General features: G+C 61.4%; 20 protein-coding genes and 1 pseudogene. 3 read left to right on the top strand and 18 right to left on the bottom strand.

The features are described 5' to 3' along the window. Positions 1-156 (bottom strand): annotated as a pseudogene (locus JQX08_RS09875) (electron transfer flavoprotein subunit beta/FixA family protein); the annotation flags it as partial. A gap of 324 nt (positions 157-480) precedes the next feature. Between JQX08_RS09875 and JQX08_RS09870 the strand changes: the two are divergent. Continuing rightward, on the top strand, positions 481-2,145 hold the full coding sequence (locus JQX08_RS09870) for a 4Fe-4S dicluster domain-containing protein (RefSeq protein ID WP_205348188.1): 1,665 nt from the start codon (positions 481-483) through the stop codon (positions 2,143-2,145). A gap of 52 nt (positions 2,146-2,197) precedes the next feature. Here JQX08_RS09870 and JQX08_RS09865 read toward each other — a convergent pair whose 3' ends face one another. The 4 genes from JQX08_RS09865 to JQX08_RS09850 all read right to left on the bottom strand — a co-directional run bounded on the left by JQX08_RS09865 (position 2,198) and on the right by JQX08_RS09850 (position 5,137). Next, positions 2,198-2,767, bottom strand: coding sequence for a DUF1285 domain-containing protein (locus JQX08_RS09865; protein ID WP_205348187.1), 570 nt, complete (start codon positions 2,765-2,767; stop codon positions 2,198-2,200). A 9-nt stretch (positions 2,768-2,776) separates the two neighbouring features. Next, positions 2,777-3,379, bottom strand: coding sequence for a DUF4823 domain-containing protein (locus tag JQX08_RS09860; RefSeq protein ID WP_205348213.1), 603 nt, complete (start codon positions 3,377-3,379; stop codon positions 2,777-2,779). 77 nt (positions 3,380-3,456) lie between these two features. Beyond that, complete coding sequence (locus JQX08_RS09855; RefSeq protein ID WP_205348186.1) at positions 3,457-4,428, bottom strand: GTP 3',8-cyclase MoaA; 972 nt, start codon at positions 4,426-4,428, stop codon at positions 3,457-3,459. Positions 4,429-4,498: 70 nt separating this feature from the next. After that, the gene (locus JQX08_RS09850) at positions 4,499-5,137 is read right to left on the bottom strand and encodes a TetR/AcrR family transcriptional regulator (RefSeq protein WP_205348185.1); all 639 of its coding nucleotides are present in this window, start codon (positions 5,135-5,137) and stop codon (positions 4,499-4,501) included. Between the two features lie 75 nt (positions 5,138-5,212). On the opposite strand from JQX08_RS09850, the gene JQX08_RS09845 reads away from it, so the two are divergent. After that, entirely contained in the window at positions 5,213-6,346 is a 1,134-nt protein-coding gene (locus JQX08_RS09845; protein ID WP_205348184.1) for an aminotransferase class V-fold PLP-dependent enzyme, read from the top strand. Between the two features lie 208 nt (positions 6,347-6,554). Here the strand turns inward: JQX08_RS09845 and JQX08_RS09840 are convergent, their stop codons facing one another. From JQX08_RS09840 to JQX08_RS09780, 13 genes are all read right to left on the bottom strand, one after another. After that, on the bottom strand, positions 6,555-7,343 hold the full coding sequence (locus JQX08_RS09840) for a TatD family hydrolase (RefSeq protein WP_205348183.1): 789 nt from the start codon (positions 7,341-7,343) through the stop codon (positions 6,555-6,557). Between the two features lie 15 nt (positions 7,344-7,358). Further along, on the bottom strand, positions 7,359-7,715 hold the full coding sequence (locus JQX08_RS09835; RefSeq protein WP_205348182.1) for a PilZ domain-containing protein: 357 nt from the start codon (positions 7,713-7,715) through the stop codon (positions 7,359-7,361). A gap of 33 nt (positions 7,716-7,748) precedes the next feature. Next, on the bottom strand, positions 7,749-8,735 hold the full coding sequence (locus tag JQX08_RS09830) for a DNA polymerase III subunit delta' (protein ID WP_205348181.1): 987 nt from the start codon (positions 8,733-8,735) through the stop codon (positions 7,749-7,751). Then, positions 8,728-9,360 carry a dTMP kinase gene (gene tmk / locus JQX08_RS09825; protein WP_205348180.1) on the bottom strand — a complete coding sequence of 211 codons (633 nt, stop codon included), beginning with the start codon at positions 9,358-9,360 and terminating at the stop codon, positions 8,728-8,730. The genes JQX08_RS09830 and tmk overlap by 8 nt, the downstream gene beginning before the upstream one ends. Beyond that, the gene (gene mltG, locus JQX08_RS09820; RefSeq protein WP_205348179.1) at positions 9,357-10,424 is read right to left on the bottom strand and encodes an endolytic transglycosylase MltG; all 1,068 of its coding nucleotides are present in this window, start codon (positions 10,422-10,424) and stop codon (positions 9,357-9,359) included. Before mltG ends, tmk begins: the two co-directional genes overlap by 4 nt. A 3-nt stretch (positions 10,425-10,427) precedes the next feature. Then, positions 10,428-11,240 carry an aminodeoxychorismate lyase gene (gene pabC, locus JQX08_RS09815; RefSeq protein ID WP_205348178.1) on the bottom strand — a complete coding sequence of 271 codons (813 nt, stop codon included), beginning with the start codon at positions 11,238-11,240 and terminating at the stop codon, positions 10,428-10,430. Next, positions 11,240-12,484, bottom strand: a complete 1,245-nt coding sequence (fabF, locus tag JQX08_RS09810) for a beta-ketoacyl-ACP synthase II (protein ID WP_205348177.1) — start codon at positions 12,482-12,484, stop codon at positions 11,240-11,242. Before fabF ends, pabC begins: the two co-directional genes overlap by 1 nt. Positions 12,485-12,592: 108 nt before the next feature. After that, positions 12,593-12,829 carry an acyl carrier protein gene (gene acpP / locus JQX08_RS09805; protein WP_003245177.1) on the bottom strand — a complete coding sequence of 79 codons (237 nt, stop codon included), beginning with the start codon at positions 12,827-12,829 and terminating at the stop codon, positions 12,593-12,595. Positions 12,830-13,022: 193 nt separating this feature from the next. Continuing rightward, on the bottom strand, positions 13,023-13,766 hold the full coding sequence (fabG, locus tag JQX08_RS09800) for a 3-oxoacyl-ACP reductase FabG (protein ID WP_205348176.1): 744 nt from the start codon (positions 13,764-13,766) through the stop codon (positions 13,023-13,025). A 17-nt stretch (positions 13,767-13,783) separates the two neighbouring features. Further along, positions 13,784-14,722, bottom strand: a complete 939-nt coding sequence (gene fabD, locus JQX08_RS09795) for an ACP S-malonyltransferase (protein WP_205348175.1) — start codon at positions 14,720-14,722, stop codon at positions 13,784-13,786. A gap of 101 nt (positions 14,723-14,823) precedes the next feature. Beyond that, complete coding sequence (gene plsX / locus JQX08_RS09790; RefSeq protein WP_205348174.1) at positions 14,824-15,834, bottom strand: phosphate acyltransferase PlsX; 1,011 nt, start codon at positions 15,832-15,834, stop codon at positions 14,824-14,826. A gap of 3 nt (positions 15,835-15,837) precedes the next feature. Then, on the bottom strand, positions 15,838-16,020 hold the full coding sequence (rpmF, locus tag JQX08_RS09785) for a 50S ribosomal protein L32 (RefSeq protein ID WP_187671147.1): 183 nt from the start codon (positions 16,018-16,020) through the stop codon (positions 15,838-15,840). 13 nt (positions 16,021-16,033) lie between these two features. Further along, positions 16,034-16,561, bottom strand: coding sequence for a YceD family protein (locus JQX08_RS09780; protein ID WP_205348173.1), 528 nt, complete (start codon positions 16,559-16,561; stop codon positions 16,034-16,036). Between the two features lie 106 nt (positions 16,562-16,667). On the opposite strand from JQX08_RS09780, the gene JQX08_RS09775 reads away from it, so the two are divergent. Next, the gene (locus JQX08_RS09775; protein ID WP_205348172.1) at positions 16,668-17,246 is read left to right on the top strand and encodes a Maf family protein; all 579 of its coding nucleotides are present in this window, start codon (positions 16,668-16,670) and stop codon (positions 17,244-17,246) included. Positions 17,247-17,292 lie beyond the last annotated feature (46 nt).

Below are 17,292 nucleotides of genomic sequence, written 5' to 3'. Positions count from 1 at the left end.
CTTCTCTTTCAGACGCACCGCTTCTTCCACGGCGATTTCGCAGAAGGGGTTCATCGACATTTTGACGTTGGCCAGGTCAACGCCGGAGTTGTCCGCTTTGACGCGAACCTTGACGTTGTAGTCAACCACTCGTTTGACAGCTACAAGAACCTTCATGGATTCCTCGTTACTCTCCGGTGAAATTAGAATGTCGCCAAGTCGAACCTGGCGGGTCATGCACGGCGGCCGGAACCGACGGTCAGCCCATAGGATGGCGAACGCAAAACCGCCGGTATCTTGACCGCATAGCCTATCCCGGTCAATACGACAGAACTGCCGTTCATACCCCCGGAAGCGCGATTCTAGCAGGCTCTAATAGAATTCAAACAAACGTTTGTATTGGAGCCCGACAAGCCTCTCTATATAATGCAGACGCATCGCTCCAGGACGGAGCGGCTCTCCAAACATAAACATTTCAAAGCCCTGAGTAGGAGAAAGTCTGTGGAACGCGAATTTATGGAATTCGACGTCGTCATCGTCGGCGCTGGCCCGTCGGGCCTGTCCGCCGCCTGCCGACTCAAGCAGCAGGCCGCCGAAGCCGGCAAGGAAATCAGCGTCTGTGTGGTTGAGAAAGGTTCCGAAGTCGGTGCCCACATTCTTTCCGGCGCGGTATTCGAGCCGCGTGCGCTGAACGAGCTGTTCCCCAACTGGCAAGAGCTCGGCGCGCCGCTGAACACCCCGGTCGCGCGTGACGACATCTACATGCTCAAGAACGCCGACTCGGCGATCAAGGTGCCCAACCTGTTCGTGCCCAAGACCATGCACAACGAGGGCAACTACATCATCTCGCTGGGCAACCTGTGCCGCTGGCTGGCCCAGCAGGCCGAAGCCCTGGGCGTCGAGATCTACCCGGGCTTCGCCGCTCAGGAAGCACTGATCGACGAGAACGGCGTGGTGCGCGGGATCATCACCGGCGACCTCGGCGTCGACCGCGAAGGCCATCCGAAAGAGGGTTACTACACCCCGGGCATGGAGCTGCGCGGCAAGTACACCCTGTTCGCCGAAGGCTGCCGCGGCCACATCGGCAAGCAGCTGATCAAGAAGTACGATCTCGATTCCGACGCCGACGCCCAGCACTACGGCATCGGCATCAAGGAAATCTGGGACATCGACCCGGCCAAGCACCAACCGGGCCTGGTGGTCCACACCGCCGGCTGGCCGCTGGACTTCGTCGGCAACGAGAACACCGGCGGTTCGTTCCTCTATCACCTGGAGAACAACCAGGTGGTGGTCGGCCTGATCATCGACCTGTCCTATGCCAACCCGCACCTCTCGCCCTTCGACGAGTTCCAGCGCTACAAGCACCACCCGGTGGTGGCCCAGTACCTGGAAGGCGGCAAGCGCGTGGCCTACGGCGCACGAGCCATCTGCAAGGGCGGCCTGAACTCGCTGCCGAAGATGGTCTTCCCCGGCGGCGCGCTGATCGGTTGCGACCTCGGCACCCTGAACTTCGCCAAGATCAAGGGCAGCCACACTGCGATGAAGTCCGGCATGCTCGCCGCCGACGCAGTGGCCGCGGCGTTGCTGGCCGACGGCCAGGGCGGCGACGAACTGACCGGCTACGTCGAGGGCTTCAAGGCCAGCTGGCTGTACGACGAGCTGTTCCGCAGCCGCAACTTCGGCGCAGCGATCCACAAGTTCGGCGTACTTGCCGGCGCAGCGTTCAACTACATCGACCAGAACATCTTCGGCGGCAAGATCCCGGTCACCCTGCACGACAACAAGCCAGACTACGCCTGCCTGAAGAAGGCCAGCGAAGCGCCGAAGATTGCCTACCCGAAACCGGACGGCAAGCTGAGCTTCGACAAGCTGTCCTCGGTGTTCCTGTCGAACACCAACCACGAGGAAGAGCAGCCGTGCCACCTGCGTCTGACCGATCCGAGCTTGCCGATCGCGCAGAACCTGCCGCTCTACGACGAACCGTCGCAACGTTACTGCCCGGCCGGCGTGTACGAGGTGGTGAGCAACGACGACGGCTCCAAGCGCTTCCAGATCAACGCGCAGAACTGCGTGCACTGCAAGACCTGCGACATCAAGGACCCGGCGCAGAACATCACCTGGGTCGCCCCGGAAGGCACCGGCGGACCGAACTACCCCAATATGTAAGCCATACGAAAAAGGCCCCTTCCGGGGCCTTTTTTCTTGGCATCTCGAAGGCTCAGGCGTCGAGTGCGCCGATCGGGAAGAACTGCCCGTCGCTCCACACCCCGAGCCAGGTCTGCCCGTCGATCTCACGCGGCACCGCCAACTCGACCAGCTGATAGAACACGTTGCGGTGAATCAGCGCCTCTAGGTTGCTGCGCACCAGCACATAGGGCGCCGGCTCCTGGGTCTGCGGATTGAGTTCAACACGAATCGGATGCTCGAGATCGGCCAGCACCTCGTCCTCGACGTTGGTAAGGAAACGCAGCTGCTGCCCCTCGCCCCCGCCTTCGACCTGCACACTCACTGCGACGAAGGGCGCATCGTCGACCTGAATACCAACTTTTTCCACCGGCGTGATCAGGAAATAGTCATTACCGTCCCGGCGAATGATGGTGGAGAACAGGCGAACCATCGGCTTGCGGCCAATCGGCGTACCCAGGTAATACCAGGTGCCGTCGCGGGCAATGCGCATGTCGATGTCGCCGCAGAAATCCGGGTTCCACAGATGCACCGGCGGCAATCCCTTCGCATCCGACTTGGGAATCTGCGCCAGCAAGTTACCGGCTTTACCGGGGTCGCTCATCAATCTCTCCTAATCACTCACACCCAACAGACGGCGAGCATAGTCGCGTAGCGGCGGACCGATAAGGTCTTCTGGTTGGTTGTCGTAGAACGTCAGAAAGCCGCCGCGACTGCGAATGGTCGCCGTATCCACCAGATAGCGGGTATTGGTTTCCACCAGCATCATCTGAATCGAACCGTGGTCCACGCCCAATCGATCCAGCGCCTCTTCATCGGCCCACTCATCATAAGTGCCGATGCGGTTATCCGCCGCAGCGAAACGGCTGTACAGCAAGTAATGCGCACCCACCTCCCGCGCCTGGCTCATCGCCTCTTCCAGGCCGGCCGGCGCGCGCGCCCGGCGCACCATCGGGAAGTACTCGACGAAACCCTTGAAGGTCTCCTCGGCCACGACATTCGGCCGCGGGTACGCGCTGCCCGGCGGCACGAAAAAACCTTGGGCGATATAGATGAAGGAGTCGGCCTGCAGGCGCCACGGGCTGGAGCGACGCACGTCGCTATGATCGAGAAAACCGGCGTCGCTCAGATGGTACTGAGCCCCCTCGGCCATATCGCTGACATTCATGCAGCCACTCAGCGCCGCCAGCATGAGCAGCGGAATCAGGCATCGCATTGCAATTCTCCTACGGCGGTGACGGAAAACCGACAGATGGGCGATCTCTGCAGCTTCCGCGCCAGCTTCCGGCGTGCTCATCCACCGATGATCTTCATCACCGTGGCACCACCCGAGAAAGCCACTTCCTGCTTGTCCGCCAGAGCCTGTACCAGTAACCGCTGCAGCGCCGGCAACGCCTGGTGGCGCGGCTTGTCCAGCAGGTCGCCGATGTAGTGCCGATGGCTCGACGACAGGCAACCGTGCAGCCAGCCGGTGGATGACAGGCGCAGCCGTGAACAGGTCCGGCAGAACGGCACGCTCTCGTTGGCGATGATCCCGAAGTAGCCCTGCCGGCTGGGAATCTCGAAGCGCAGCGCGGTCGCATCCAGCGGCGCGCTGGCCTGTATGTAGGTGTAGCGGCTGGCGATCATCTCCAACAGCTCCGGCATGCCGACGAAATCCTGGTGGAACGCGTGGGCATCTCGGGCCAGATGGCCCATGCGCATCAGCTCGATGAAGCGCAGCTCGAAACCACGTTCGAGGCAGTAGTCCAACAACGGCAGGACCTGAGCAAGGTTGGCGCGCCGCAACGGCACCATGTTGATCTTGATCTTCAGGCCGGCAGCGTGCGCCTGCTCCAGGCCATCCAGCACTGTCTGCAGGTCACCGCCACGGGCGATCTGGCGGAAGTGCTCGGCATCGAGGGTATCCAGCGAGACATTCAGCCGGCGGATGCCCGCTTCGAGGAGGATCGGCAGCTTGCGTGCAAGCAGCTGGCCGTTGGTGGTCAGACTGATATCGCTCAAGCCGAGGCCGCGGACGCCATGCAGAAACGCATCCAGCTTGGGACTGACTAGAGGTTCGCCACCAGTGATGCGCAGCCGCTCGATGCCGGCGGCCTCGATCAGGTAGGCAACGCCACGGGCCATGGCCTCGGCGGACAGCTCGTCCTGCGCTGCCACGAGACGTTTGCCATCCGGCACACAGTAGGTGCAGGCGTAGTTGCAGGCGGCGGTCAGGCTGACCCGCAGGTTGCGAAAGCGCCTGCCCTGGCGATCAACGATCATGGAGTTGCTCCAACACGTTTACGTCCTGAGTATACGCCGCGCGGCCCGAGCCGACGCCGTCGGCTCGCACTCAACTGCCCGGAGCGTCGCCTTCGCGCTTGCGCCGGTTGCCCATGCGCACGCCGATTTCCATGAGGAACTGGAAGAAGCCGTCCTGATCTTCGAGCACGTTGCTCCAGAACGGCGAGTGATAGAGCGCCACGGCGCCATGCACCAGTGCCCAGGCCGCGCAGTAGTGGAAGTAGGCCGGTACGTCTTCCAGCTTGCCCTCTGCGATGCGCCCCTCGATCAGCCGGGTGAGGCGCTCGAAGTTCGACGCGCGGATGCGGTGCAGTTCTTCGACCATCTCCGGCACCTGGCTGCCTTTGACGACTTTCTCTTCCAGGCGATCGAACAGCCGATAACGCTGCGGATCACGCATGCGGAACTCGAAGTAGGCGCGCGACAGCGCTTCCTTGTCGCGCGCAACGTCTTCGGAATGGAACAGCGCATTGAGGTCGCGCTCGTAGTCGAGCATCAGACGCAGGTAGATCTCGGCCTTCGACTTGAAATGCTTGTAGATGGTGCCTTTGCCAATACCCACGGCGTCGGCGATCATTTCGACCGTAACGCTGTCTTCCCCCTGCTCGAGGAACAGCTTCAGGGCAGTATCGAGAATTTCCTGTTCACGACGACGAAATTCACGAATTTTTCGGGGTTCTTTTTGCATAAATAGACTGAAAGGTCAAAAAGCGAAGTCGCGTATTATGCCTAATTAACGCGAAATTGCACGGATCATCCGACCATGTATGCCTATCACGACGAGTTTCCTCAAGCCCCCGAACTGCGCTATCTAAACCATGCCGCCGTAGCGCCGTGGCCCCGCCGTGCAGCTGTAGCGGTCGCCGCCTTTGCCGAGCAGAACGTGCGAATCGGCGCACGTGATTACCCCGACTGGCTGGTCCTGGAAGGCCGTCTCCGTCAGCGTTTGCGGCGTCTACTCAACGCCCCGGGCAGCGCCGACATCGCGCTGGTGAAGAACACCTCGGAGGCGCTGTCCTTCGTCGCCTTCGGACTCGATTGGCGCGCCGGCGACCAGATCGTCATCAGCAACGAGGAGTTCCCTTCCAACCGGGTCGTCTGGGAGGCCCTCAAGCCGCAAGGCGTGGAAGTCATCCAGGTCGCCCTGGATGGTGACGACCCGGAAGGCGCACTGCTCGCTGCTTGCGGCCCGAGAACCCGACTGATTTCGATTAGTGCCGTGCAATACGCCAGCGGCTTGCGCCTCGATCTCGAGCGCCTGGGCGCCGGCTGCCGCGCCCGCGACGTACTGTTCTGCGTCGACGCGATCCAGCAGTTGGGCGCCCTGCCGCTGGATGTCCAATCCTGCGATTGTGCCTTCGCGATGGCCGACGGCCACAAATGGATGCTCGGTCCGGAAGGCCTCGGGGTGTTCTATTGCCGCAGCGATCTGCGCGAGCAACTCACCCTGCATGAATACGGCTGGCACATGCTGGAGCACGCCGGCGACTACGACCGCGTCGACTGGAAACCGGCGCGCAGCGCCAAGCGATTCGAATGTGGCAGCCCGAACATGCTCGGTGCCGTCGCGCTGGAGGCCAGCCTGTCGCTGCTGGAGGACGTAGGCCTGAACAATGTGGAAAGCGCCCTGCACGAGCGTGTGCAATGGCTGCTCGACGGCCTCGACAAGCTCAACGGCATCAGTGTCGTCAGCGAGCGAAATGTGGCGCGGCGCGCGGGAATCCTGACCTTCCGCTTGGACGGCTGGGACAATCAGAAACTGTTCGAGAAGCTGAAAAGCGAGCAGATCGTCTGCGCCCAACGCGGCAAGGGCATCCGCTTTTCGCCGCACTTCTACACCGAATCGCGCGTCATCGACGAGACTTTGGCAGCGCTGAGCCAGCTCGCAACAAGATGAGCACTCAGCAGCGCGGCAGGTATTCCAAATCTGTTTAAAAAACCAACGGAATTGATCTGGACGGGCGCCAAACTTCACCAATACTCAAAGAACTGGCGTGCGACACCTCCCCCCAAGTGTCCCGCCAGCCAAGGTACCGTGGACTGCGTACCTTGATTTACTCCTAATGGTCTTGACCCGGATTCATCCCCCAGAACCCGGGTTTTTTTTATGCGCGATTTACCCGCGCCAGAGGGAAAAGCCGCTGGAAATTGGCGGTGGTCTGCGCTGCCAGGGTTTCGGTATCGACGCCGCGCAGCGTCGCAAGAAACTCGGCGACCTCATAAACATACTGCGGCAAATTGGGCTTGCCTCGATACGGAATCGGCGCGAGATAGGGAGAGTCAGTCTCGACCAGCAAGCGGTCGACGGGAATGCGCCGCGCGACGTCGCGCAGCTCATCGGCATTGCGGAAGGTCACGATGCCGGAAAGGGAAATGTAGAAGCCGAGGTCGAGGGCAGCCTTGGCCATCTCCCAATCCTCGGTAAAGCAATGCAATACCCCGGCCTGCGGCAGTGCCGCTTCGCGCAATAGCGCCAGTGTGTCGGCGCGGGCCGCTCGCGTGTGCACGATCACCGGCTTGGCGGTAAGACGCGCAGCCTCGAGGTGCAGGCGGAATGCCTCGCGCTGCAAGTCCGCGGCCTCCGGCTCGTAGTGGTAGTCGAGCCCGGTTTCCCCGATGGCCACCACGCGGGGATGCTCGAGCTCTCCCAGCAACCACTCCAGCGCCGGCGCCGCTCCCGGCTCGAGATCCAATGGATGGACCCCCACCGAGCAGTCCACATCGGCGTAACGATCAGCCAGCGCCTTGACTGCCGCAGCGTTGTCCGCGCTTACCCCAATACACAGGAAGTGGCCAACGCCGCGCGCCCGCGCCGCATCGAGGGCGGCGTCGAGTGAACCAGCGTGAGCGGAAAGGTCGAGGCGATCGAGGTGACAGTGGGAATCGACAAGCATGGCGAGGGACAGCGCTTACATCGTGTGGGTGGGGCGATCGGAGGTCAGTGCACCGGCCAGGTAGGTTTCGATTTTGTTGCGCGCGGTGTTGTCGCCATCATTGAACTGCACGCCAACGCCGGCAGCGCGGTTGCCTTGTGCGCCCTTCGGGGTGATCCACACGACCTTGCCGGCAACCGGAATCTTTTCCGGCTCTTCCATCAGGTTGAGCAGCATGAACACCTCGTCGCCCAACTTGTAGTTCTTGTTGGTCGGAATGAACAGACCACCGTTCTTGATGAAAGGCATGTAGGCGGCATAGAGCACGGACTTGTCCTTGATGGTCAAGGACAGAATCCCATTACGGGGGCCAAGATTGGGTGGCAGGCTCATGCGGCGTTCCTAGCTGACGATTCCAGTCCGATTCTAGCCTTGTCCAGGCAGGCTTGCCCACTTCACCAGCAGGGCTTCGAGAAGCAACACACGGTTGAGATTACCCTTCGCCAGCACTTTCTGGCGCTGTTCGAGCAACCAATCCTGCAACGCCAGCAACCGGGCCTGCTCGGACTTGTCGGCCAGATACTGCACGACCTTGCGCATATCCGCCGCACCGAGCCCTTGCTCGTCCTTGCTCAACTGGTAACGCAGCACCAGATGCGCCCATTCGCAGAACCAGTTAAACAGCAGCAGCAATGGAATGGCATTCCAGCCTTCCGCCAACTGACTGGGCCCCTGCTGCTGCTTCAGCAGCTTCTTCACGCCCTCAACGACCAGTGCGCGCTGCTCGCGTACGCCCTGCTCCTGCAAGCGCGCCGCAGACAGCGGTGAGCCGGCGGCAAGCGCCAGCAGCTCACCGCGCTCCTCGTCGCTCAAGCCTGGCAGCGCCTGCGCCAACCAACGCAGGCCGACGGCCTCGTCCGGCACCGGGCAAGCCAACTGCACGCAGCGACTCTTCACTGTCGGCAGCAGACGGCTGGGCTGGTGACTGATCAGCAACAGCACGGTATTACCGGCCGGCTCCTCGAGGCTCTTCAACAAGGCGTTGGCCGCATTCAGGTTCATCGCCTCGACGGGCTCGACGAGCACCAGCTTGCGCCCACTGAGCTGGGCGGTCTGAGTCACGAAGCCAACCAGATCACGCACCTGGTCGACCTTGATCGCCTTGTCGGCTTCCTCGGGCTCGAGAGCGAATGCGTCTGGGTGTGTGCCGGCGGCGAGCAGCAAGCAGGCCTTGCACTTGCCACAGGCCTCGAGATTCTGCGGGCTTCGGCAGAGCAACAGGGCCAGCAGGCGTTCGGCGAACGCGCGCTTACCAATGCCCGCGGGACCGTGCAGCAGGTACGCGTGGGCGTGCTGCTCACGTCCGGCCAGTTGCCGCCACAGCTCGTCCTGCCAGGGATAGGTATCAGCCACCGATACGCTCCAGCAGCTGCGGCAGCAACGCATCCAGCGCTTGCTGAACCTGGTCCAACGGTTGCGCAGCATCGATCACCCGGTAACGCTCCGGCGCCATGCTGACGCGACGCAGATAGCTCTGGCGCACCGCCTCGAAGAAGGTCCGCCCTTCCTGCTCGAAGCGATCGAGCCGGCCGCGCGCCGCTGCGCGTGACAGACCGATCTCCACCGGCAAATCGAAAACCAGCGTCAGGTCAGGCTGCAGCGAGCCTTGAACAAAGCGCTCGAGCTCAGCAATGCGCGCTTCTGGCAATCCTCTGCCACCGCCCTGATAGGCATAGGTGGCATCGGTAAAACGATCACAAAGCACCACAACTCCACGCTCCAAGGCCGGCCGGATCACCGCTGCCAAATGCTGGGCGCGCGCGGCGAACACCAGCAGCAGTTCGGCATCGGCAGCCATCACCTCGTCGCTCGGGGCCAGCAGCAGCTCACGAATGCGCTCGGCCAGCGGCGTGCCGCCAGGCTCGCGGGTGAGCAAGACTTCAACGCCCCGCTCACGCAGGCGCTCGGCCAGGTACTCGCGATTGGTGCTTTTGCCGGCACCTTCCGGGCCTTCCAGCGTGATAAACAAACCGGTCACTGGCTGTCCTTTTTCTCTGCGGCGTCCGGCAGCGGTGCCGGACTGGAACGATAATCGGCGCGTCGATTGAGCTGAAACTCGCGCACGGCGCGATTGTGCGCCTCGAGGTCGTCGGAAAACACATGGGAGCCATCGCCGCGCGCGACGAAATACAGGCTCTTGCCGGGCTCAGGATGGAGCGCCGCGTGGATCGCCTCACGGCCAACCAAGGCAATCGGCGTTGGCGGCATACCCGCGATGACATAGGTGTTGTAGGGCGTTGCTTCACGCAGGTGGGCGCGCGTCAGCTTGCCGTTGTAGCGCTCGCCGAGACCGTAGATCACCGTGGGATCAGTCTGCAGCAGCATGCCCAGCGCCAGACGCCGGACGAACACCCCGGCGATCTGCTGGCGCTCGGCCGGCACACCGGTTTCCTTTTCCACCAGCGAGGCCATGATCAAGGCCTGATACGGCTCGGCGTACGGCACGTTGTCGGCGCGTTGCGCCCATTCCTCCGCAAGGACTTCCTCAAGGCGGGTATAGGCCTGCTTGAGCAGCTCAAGATCGCTCATACCGCGTACGAAGCGGTAGGTGTCTGGGAAGAAGCGTCCCTCGGGATACAGGCCCGGGTGACCGAGACGTGCCATCAACTCAGCGTCGCTGACATCCTTGAGGGTCTGCTTGAGCTTTTCCTGCTTCGCCAGCACGGCGCGCACTTGGCGGAAGCTCCAGCCTTCGACGAGCGTCAGGCTGTATTGCACGACCTCACCGCGTCGCCACGACTCGATTAGGTCGATGGCACGCTGACCGGGCACCAGGCGATACTCGCCGCTATGCAGTGGCTGCGCAGAAAGATTGAAGCGCCAGTACAAGCGCAACCAGAAAGCGCCATGCAGCACGCCATCGGCTTCGAGGCGATTGAGCATTCCGCTAGGGGTGGCGCCGGCCGGAACATCCACCATGCGCTCTTCGGTGACGACCAACGTCTGCTGCAAGGCTTCGCGCTGCTGCCATGCAGCGAGGCCAACTAGCAATCCAGTCAACAGCAGGCCGGCTTCTAGCAATAGAAGCAATCTACGTATCACGACTCAATAGCCCAGATCGCGAATGATGCCCTGCAGTTTACGGGTGAGCGGTCCGACCGGCCAGTCGCGCGACGCCAAGGCCCGCACCGGCCAGATACCGAACAGGCTGTTGCACAGGAAAAGCTCGTCCGCAGCCAGCAGCTCCGCGTACTCGATGTCCCGCACCTGACACGAAATGCTCCGGGACACGGCACGCTCCAGCAGCTCGGCACGCATCACCCCCGCCACGCCGCAACGCGACAGATCGGCCGTTAGCAACACGCCATCTTTGACCAGAAAAAGATTGCTGAATACGCCCTCGATGACGCGTCCACTGGTGTCGCGCATCAGTCCTTCGCCATGCTCAGCATCCTGCCACTCGGCACGAGCCAGCACCTGCTCGAGGCGGTTGAGGTGCTTCATTCCCGCCAGCAGCGGCTGCTCGGCAAGGCGCGTCTGACAGGGAAACAGGCGCACACCTTGCGCGGCATGCTCTGGGGGATACGTCGGGAAAGCGCTGCTCTGCAGCAATCGCCGAGGCTGCTCGGTTGTGGTCGGCGCGTAGCCGCGCTGGCCATCGCCGCGCGTGACGATGAACTTGGCCACCCCATCGCCCACCGCCGCGGCAAAGCGCTGCAATTCAGCATCAAGCATTGCCAAGTCGCAAGAAATGCCGAGGCGCTGGCAACCATCGCTCAAGCGATGTAAGTGGCGGGACAACAGGGGCGCCCGCCCACTTCGCACGGCGATGGTCTCGAACAGACCATCGCCGTAGGCCAGGCCGCGGTCCTTGACGGAAAGTGCATCCGCCGGAATTCCGTCGACCCAGTTCAACATCAACCCTGGAACCGGCTGAACACCAGCGAGCCGTTGGTACCGCCAAAGCCAAAGGAGTTGGACAGCACCACATCGATGCTCCGCTCCTTGGCGCGGTGCGGGACGAAGTCCAGATCGCAGCCTTCATCGGGCTCGTCGAGGTTGATGGTCGGCGGCGCAATCTGATCGCGAATGGCCAGAACGCTGAAAATTGCCTCAACCGCGCCCGCTGCGCCAAGCAAGTGACCGGTCATCGACTTGGTCGAGCTGACCGACAGCTGATGCGCATGCGCGCCAAACACCGACTTGATCGCCGACGCTTCGGCCAGGTCACCGGCCAGTGTGGAGGTGCCATGGGCGTTGATGTAGTCGACCTGCTCCGGATTGAGCCCGGCATCGCGCACGGCATTCGCCATGCAGCGTGCAGCACCGGCGCCATCCTCGGGCGGCGAGGTCATGTGGAAGGCATCGCCGCTCATGCCGAAACCGACCAACTCGGCGTAAATCGTCGCGCCGCGGGCTTTCGCATGCTCCAGCTCTTCGAGCACCAAAGCGCCTGCGCCGTCGGACAGCACGAAACCGTCGCGCTGCTTGTCCCAAGGGCGACTGGCCAAGGTCGGCTCATCGTTGCGCGTCGACAGCGCACGGGCTGCCGCAAATCCACCAATGCCGAGACCGCAAGCGGCCATCTCGGCGCCGCCAGCGATCATCACGTCAGCTTCGCCGTAGGCAATGTTGCGCGCCGCCATACCGATGCAATGGGTGCCGGTGGTGCACGCAGTGGCGATGGCGTAATTCGGCCCCTGAATCCCCAGATGGATCGACAGGAAGCCGGAAATCATGTTGATGATCGAGCCAGGCACGAAGAACGGCGAGATGCGCCGTGGGCCTTGGTCGAACAAGACTTTGCAGTTGGTTTCGATATTGGTCAGGCCACCGATACCCGAGCCCATCGCGACACCGATACGTTCGCGATTGCCGTCGGAGACTTCCAGACCGGAATTGCGAATCGCCTGGAAGCTGGCAGCAAGGCCGTACTGAATAAACAGATCGAGCTTGCGTGCTTCTTTGGCAGAGAGATACTGCTCGACATCGAAGTCTTTGACCGAGCCACCAAAACGCGTGGCGTAGACAGAAAGGTCCATGTGCTCGATCGAGGCGATACCGCTACGACCTGCCAGAATCCCCTGCCAGCTGCTCGGTACATCGGTACCCAACGGCGATACCATGCCCAAACCAGTGACTACAACGCGTCTACGCGACACAGCACTCTCCTTCGTCTCAAGCTACTGCCATTTCATTGCACTTAAAGAAAAACCGCACGCCGGATAAGGGCAGTGCGGTTTTTCGAGTCGGAGACCGACGATTAAGTCTTATTGCGCGTGCGCAGTGACGTAATCGATAGCTTCCTGAACGGTGGTGATCTTCTCGGCTTGTTCGTCCGGAATCTCGGTCTCGAATTCCTCCTCGAGAGCCATCACCAGCTCGACGGTGTCAAGAGAGTCAGCACCCAGGTCTTCGACGAAGGAAGCACTGTTGGTTACTTCCTCTTCTTTAACGCCAAGCTGCTCAGCGACGATTTTCTTGACGCGTTCTTCGATGGTGCTCATACCTTGTTTTCACTCCTAATGAACAAATCCAGGCGGCTGGTCTGGGCTAAGTGTATAGAAAGGGTTTTCCGTATTTCAAGCTGAAAGCCCTGAGCCCTCTTCACCCATCCAACCATCTGTCTATAAATCGGTGCCACTTTATAACGGATTCTAGACAGCAGCTATGACAGCTTTCTGAAGACTCCGGTCACATTCAGCTCATGTACATTCCGCCGTTGACCGGAACGGTAGCGCCGGTGACGTAGGAAGCATCGTCCGAAGCCAGGAATGCGACCACCTTGGCGATCTCCTCGACCTGGCCCAAACGACCAAGCGGAATCTGGCTCTGCAGCGCCTCGCGCTGCGCTTCAGGCAGTTCGCGGGTCATATCGGTATCGATGAAGCCGGGGGCAACCGAGTTCACGGTGATTGCACGGGAACCGACTTCGCGCGCCAGCGCACGACTGAAACCCTCCAGTCCTGCCTTGGCTGCCGCATAATTGGTCTGCCCGGCGTTACCCATGGCACCGACCACCGAGCCGATGTTGATAATCCGCCCCCAACGCGCCTTCGTCATGCCGCGCAGTACGGCTTTAGACAGACGGTACAGACTATTCAGGTTGGTATTGATGACATCGAACCATTCGTCATCCTTCATGCGCAGCATCAGGTTGTCACGAGTGATGCCGGCGTTGTTCACCAGAATCAACGGCTGACCTAGCTGCTGCTGAATTTGCTCCAGGACGCTGGTTACCGATTCGTTGCTGCCGACATCCAGCATCAGGCCAGTGCCTTCAACACCTGCCGCCTTCAGCGTTCCAGCGATACGCGCCGCCCCCGCTTCAGTGGTGGCCGTCCCAATGACAGTGGCACCCTGGCGCCCCAACTCCAGAGCGATAGCCTGGCCAATACCACGGCTCGCGCCAGTGACCAGGGCAACTTTACCTTGCAGACTCATGCGATCTTCTCCTCGATTCAGGCCAACGCTGCACGCGTCGCGGCAAATGCATCCGGCGCATCCAGACTGTAAGTCTCGATACCTTTAACGCAGCGCTTATTCAGCCCCGACAGAACCTTGCCCGGCCCGCACTCGACCAAGGCGGTTGCGCCCCGCTCCGCGAGACAGACTACCGACTCAACCCAACGCACCGGACTATAAAGCTGCGCCAGCAGGTCGCGCTTGAGCGTGTCCAGATCAGCAACCACGGCGGCACTGACGTTCTGCACCAGCGGAATCTGCGGAACCTGCCAGGCCAAACTGGAAATAGCCTCAGCGAACTGCTCGGCCGCACCCTGCATCAGTGCGCAGTGCGACGGCACGCTGACCGGCAGCGGCATTGCGCGCTTGGCGCCGCGCGCCTTGCACGCTTCAACGGCGCGAGCGACGGCAGCGGCAGCGCCGGCGATCACCACCTGCCCCGGGGCATTGAAGTTGACCGCACTGACCACTTCACCCTGCGCCGCCTCGGCACAAGCGGCTCGCACGTCGTCGTCCTCGAGACCGAGGATGGCGGCCATACCGCCCTGCCCGGCCGGCACCGCCTGCTGCATCAACTGACCGCGCCGCTCCACCAGCTTCACTGCATCGGCAAAAGCCAGACTATCCGCTGCAACCAGTGCCGAGTACTCGCCAAGGCTATGACCGGCCAGCAGCGCGGGACGCGCGCCACCCTCTGCCAGCCAAAGACGCCACAGCGCCACGGAAGCAGTGAGAATTGCCGGTTGCGTCTTGTCGGTCTGGTTGAGCTGTTCTTCAGGCCCGCTCTGGGTCAGAGCCCACAGGTCATAGCCAAGTGCTTGGGAGGCTTCAGCGAACGTATCCAGGATGAGTTGATGCTGAGCACTCTGTTCGGCCAGCATGCCGAGCGACTGCGAACCCTGGCCGGGAAAGACGAATGCGAAAGATGCAGACATTGCAGAGATCCTTGAGGTCTGATCATCGGGAAACGCGCAGGCGAACCGCCCCGCGCAACAGACTGAGAGTTGGATGACCCACCGCACAAGGCGGTCACATCCTAGAGCAGAAGATGCTCCAAGCGTTCATGCAGGCGTTGAGGCATATCTTTCTCCACCTCAAGCAAGGCGCGCCGAATGGCGCTCAAGAAGCCATCCGCATCCGCAGAACCATGACTTTTCACCACGATGCCCTGTAAACCCAGAAAGCTCGCGCCGTTATGCCGAGACGGGGCCAGCTCGCCTTGTAAACGACGCAACAGCGGCAAGGCTAACGAGCCCGCCAGGCGAGAAGCCAGGCTCTGTTTGAACAGCGCCTCCATTTTCGCCGAGATCATACTGGCGAGGCCCTCGCTGGACTTCAGCAGGATATTGCCGACAAAGCCGTCACACACCACCACATCGGCCTCACCGCGGTAAAGACCATCCCCCTCGACATAGCCGATGTAGTTCAAGCCCTCGGCTTGCTGCAGCAGGCTGGCCGCCAGCTTGACCTGCTGATTACCCTTGATGTCTTCAACGCCGATGTTCAGCAAAGCCACTCGCGGACGTTCGATGCCCTGCAGTTCTGCAGCCACCGCGCCCATCACCGCAAACTGGTAGAGATGCTCGGCACTGCAATCGACGTTGGCCCCCAGATCAAGCAGATAGCAGGAGCCACGCTCCGTCGGAATGACCGTCACCATCGCCGGGCGATCGATCCCCGGCAGGGTTTTCAGCACATAACGCGAGAGCGCCATCAAGGCGCCGGTGTTGCCCGCACTGACGCAGGCATGCGCCTGACCGCTGCGCACCAAATCGAGCGCCACCCGCATCGAGGAATCGGGCTTGCCGCGCAGAACCTGCGCCGGACGCTCGTCCATGCCAATGGTTTCCGCGGCATGCACAATGCGCAGGCGCGACGGATCCACACCCGCATGCTGGGCCAGGATGGATTCAATAGAGGAGGATTGGCCGACAAGGACCAGGTGCAGCGAGGGGAATTCAGTCAGCGCAGGGATGCTGGCCGGAACAATGCAGCGGGGACCGAAGTCCCCACCCATTGCATCAATCGCGATGATCGGAGCGGACAAGGATTACTCGTCTGCGCCCTTGTCGATCACTTTACGACCGCGGTAAACGCCTTCAGGAGAAACATGGTGGCGCAGGTGCACTTCACCAGTGGTTTTCTCGACGGACAGTGCGTTGGCCGAGAGCGCGTCGTGGGAACGGCGCATGTCACGGGCAGAGCGGGATTTTTTGTTCTGCTGAACAGCCATAATCAATTAACTCCTAAACGTTTGGGTCACGCTTTAACTGTGCCAATACACTGAACGGGTTGGACCGTGTTACCTCGTCCTCGCTCGGCTCGGGCTCATCAAGTCCTACCGGCTGCTGGCAATCTTTTGGATCATGGAGTGGCACGATAGGCAAGGCTAGCAACAACTCATCCTCGACCAACCCCAGCAAGTCCAGGGGATCCTCGCCCACTTCCAGCACGTCATAGCCTTTCGGCACTGACTGGGTATTCGCACCCTCCCTCACCACGGCGTAATCACATTCGCTGTGGATCGGCAGAGTAACCAGCTCCAGGCAACGCTGACAAACCATCTTGACCTCAGCGTCGAGCGTGCTGCGGATTACGACCGCACCGCGCTCTTCGCGCTCGAAAACAAGCCGTGCACGAACGGCGCCGAGATTATCGGCAAGCGGGTCGCAGAATCGCGGCAAGTCAGCCAGCGGCACTTCGCCATTCAGCGTGGCGCCACGATCGGCCAACTTGCGGGGATCAACGTGAGGTGGAATCGGCCCATTCAACATAGGCGCGGCATTTTAGGGAGACACCCTGCCAGTGTCAAAGGAAATTCCCGCTACCCGCTACTCGGCCGCATCGCTAAAATCGCTCGCCAACCCCGAGGAGCGTGCCATGCAACCACTCATCCTTGCCTCCAGCTCGCCCTATCGTCGTGAACTGCTGAACCGGCTTCGCCTCCCTTTTACGTGCGCCACCCCCGATATCGACGAAACGCGCCATGCCGGAGAAAGCGCTCACAATCTGGTGCAACGCCTGGCCGAAGAAAAAGCCCGAGCACTGGCCACACAGTTCGACGACCACCTGATCATCGGCTCCGATCAAGTCGCAGTGATCAACGGTGAAATCCTCGGCAAGCCGCACAACCTGGAGCGCGCCGCACGCCAATTGCAGGCGGCAAGCAACTCCAGCGTGAGCTTCCTGACCGGCGTAGCCTTGCTCAACTCGAAAAACGGCACCTGCCAGGTCGATTACGTGCCCTTTACCGTGCACTTTCGTGCCCTGAGCCAGGCCGCGATTTTCCGCTACCTGGAGGCGGAACAACCGTTTGACTGTGCTGGCAGCTTCAAGGCAGAGGGCCTGGGCATTAGCCTGTTCCGCTCCACCGAAGGGCCGGACGCCACCAGCCTGATTGGCCTGCCACTGATTCGCCTGATCGACATGCTGTTGCAGGAGAATGTGCAAATCCCCTGACAAGCAACAAAAAAGCCCGATCAGATCGGGCTTCCTTTATTACGCC

This window comes from Zestomonas insulae (assembly GCF_016901015.1).
Classification (GTDB): domain Bacteria; phylum Pseudomonadota; class Gammaproteobacteria; order Pseudomonadales; family Pseudomonadaceae; genus Aquipseudomonas; species Aquipseudomonas insulae.
This window is presented reverse-complemented; position numbering and strand designations above follow the sequence as displayed.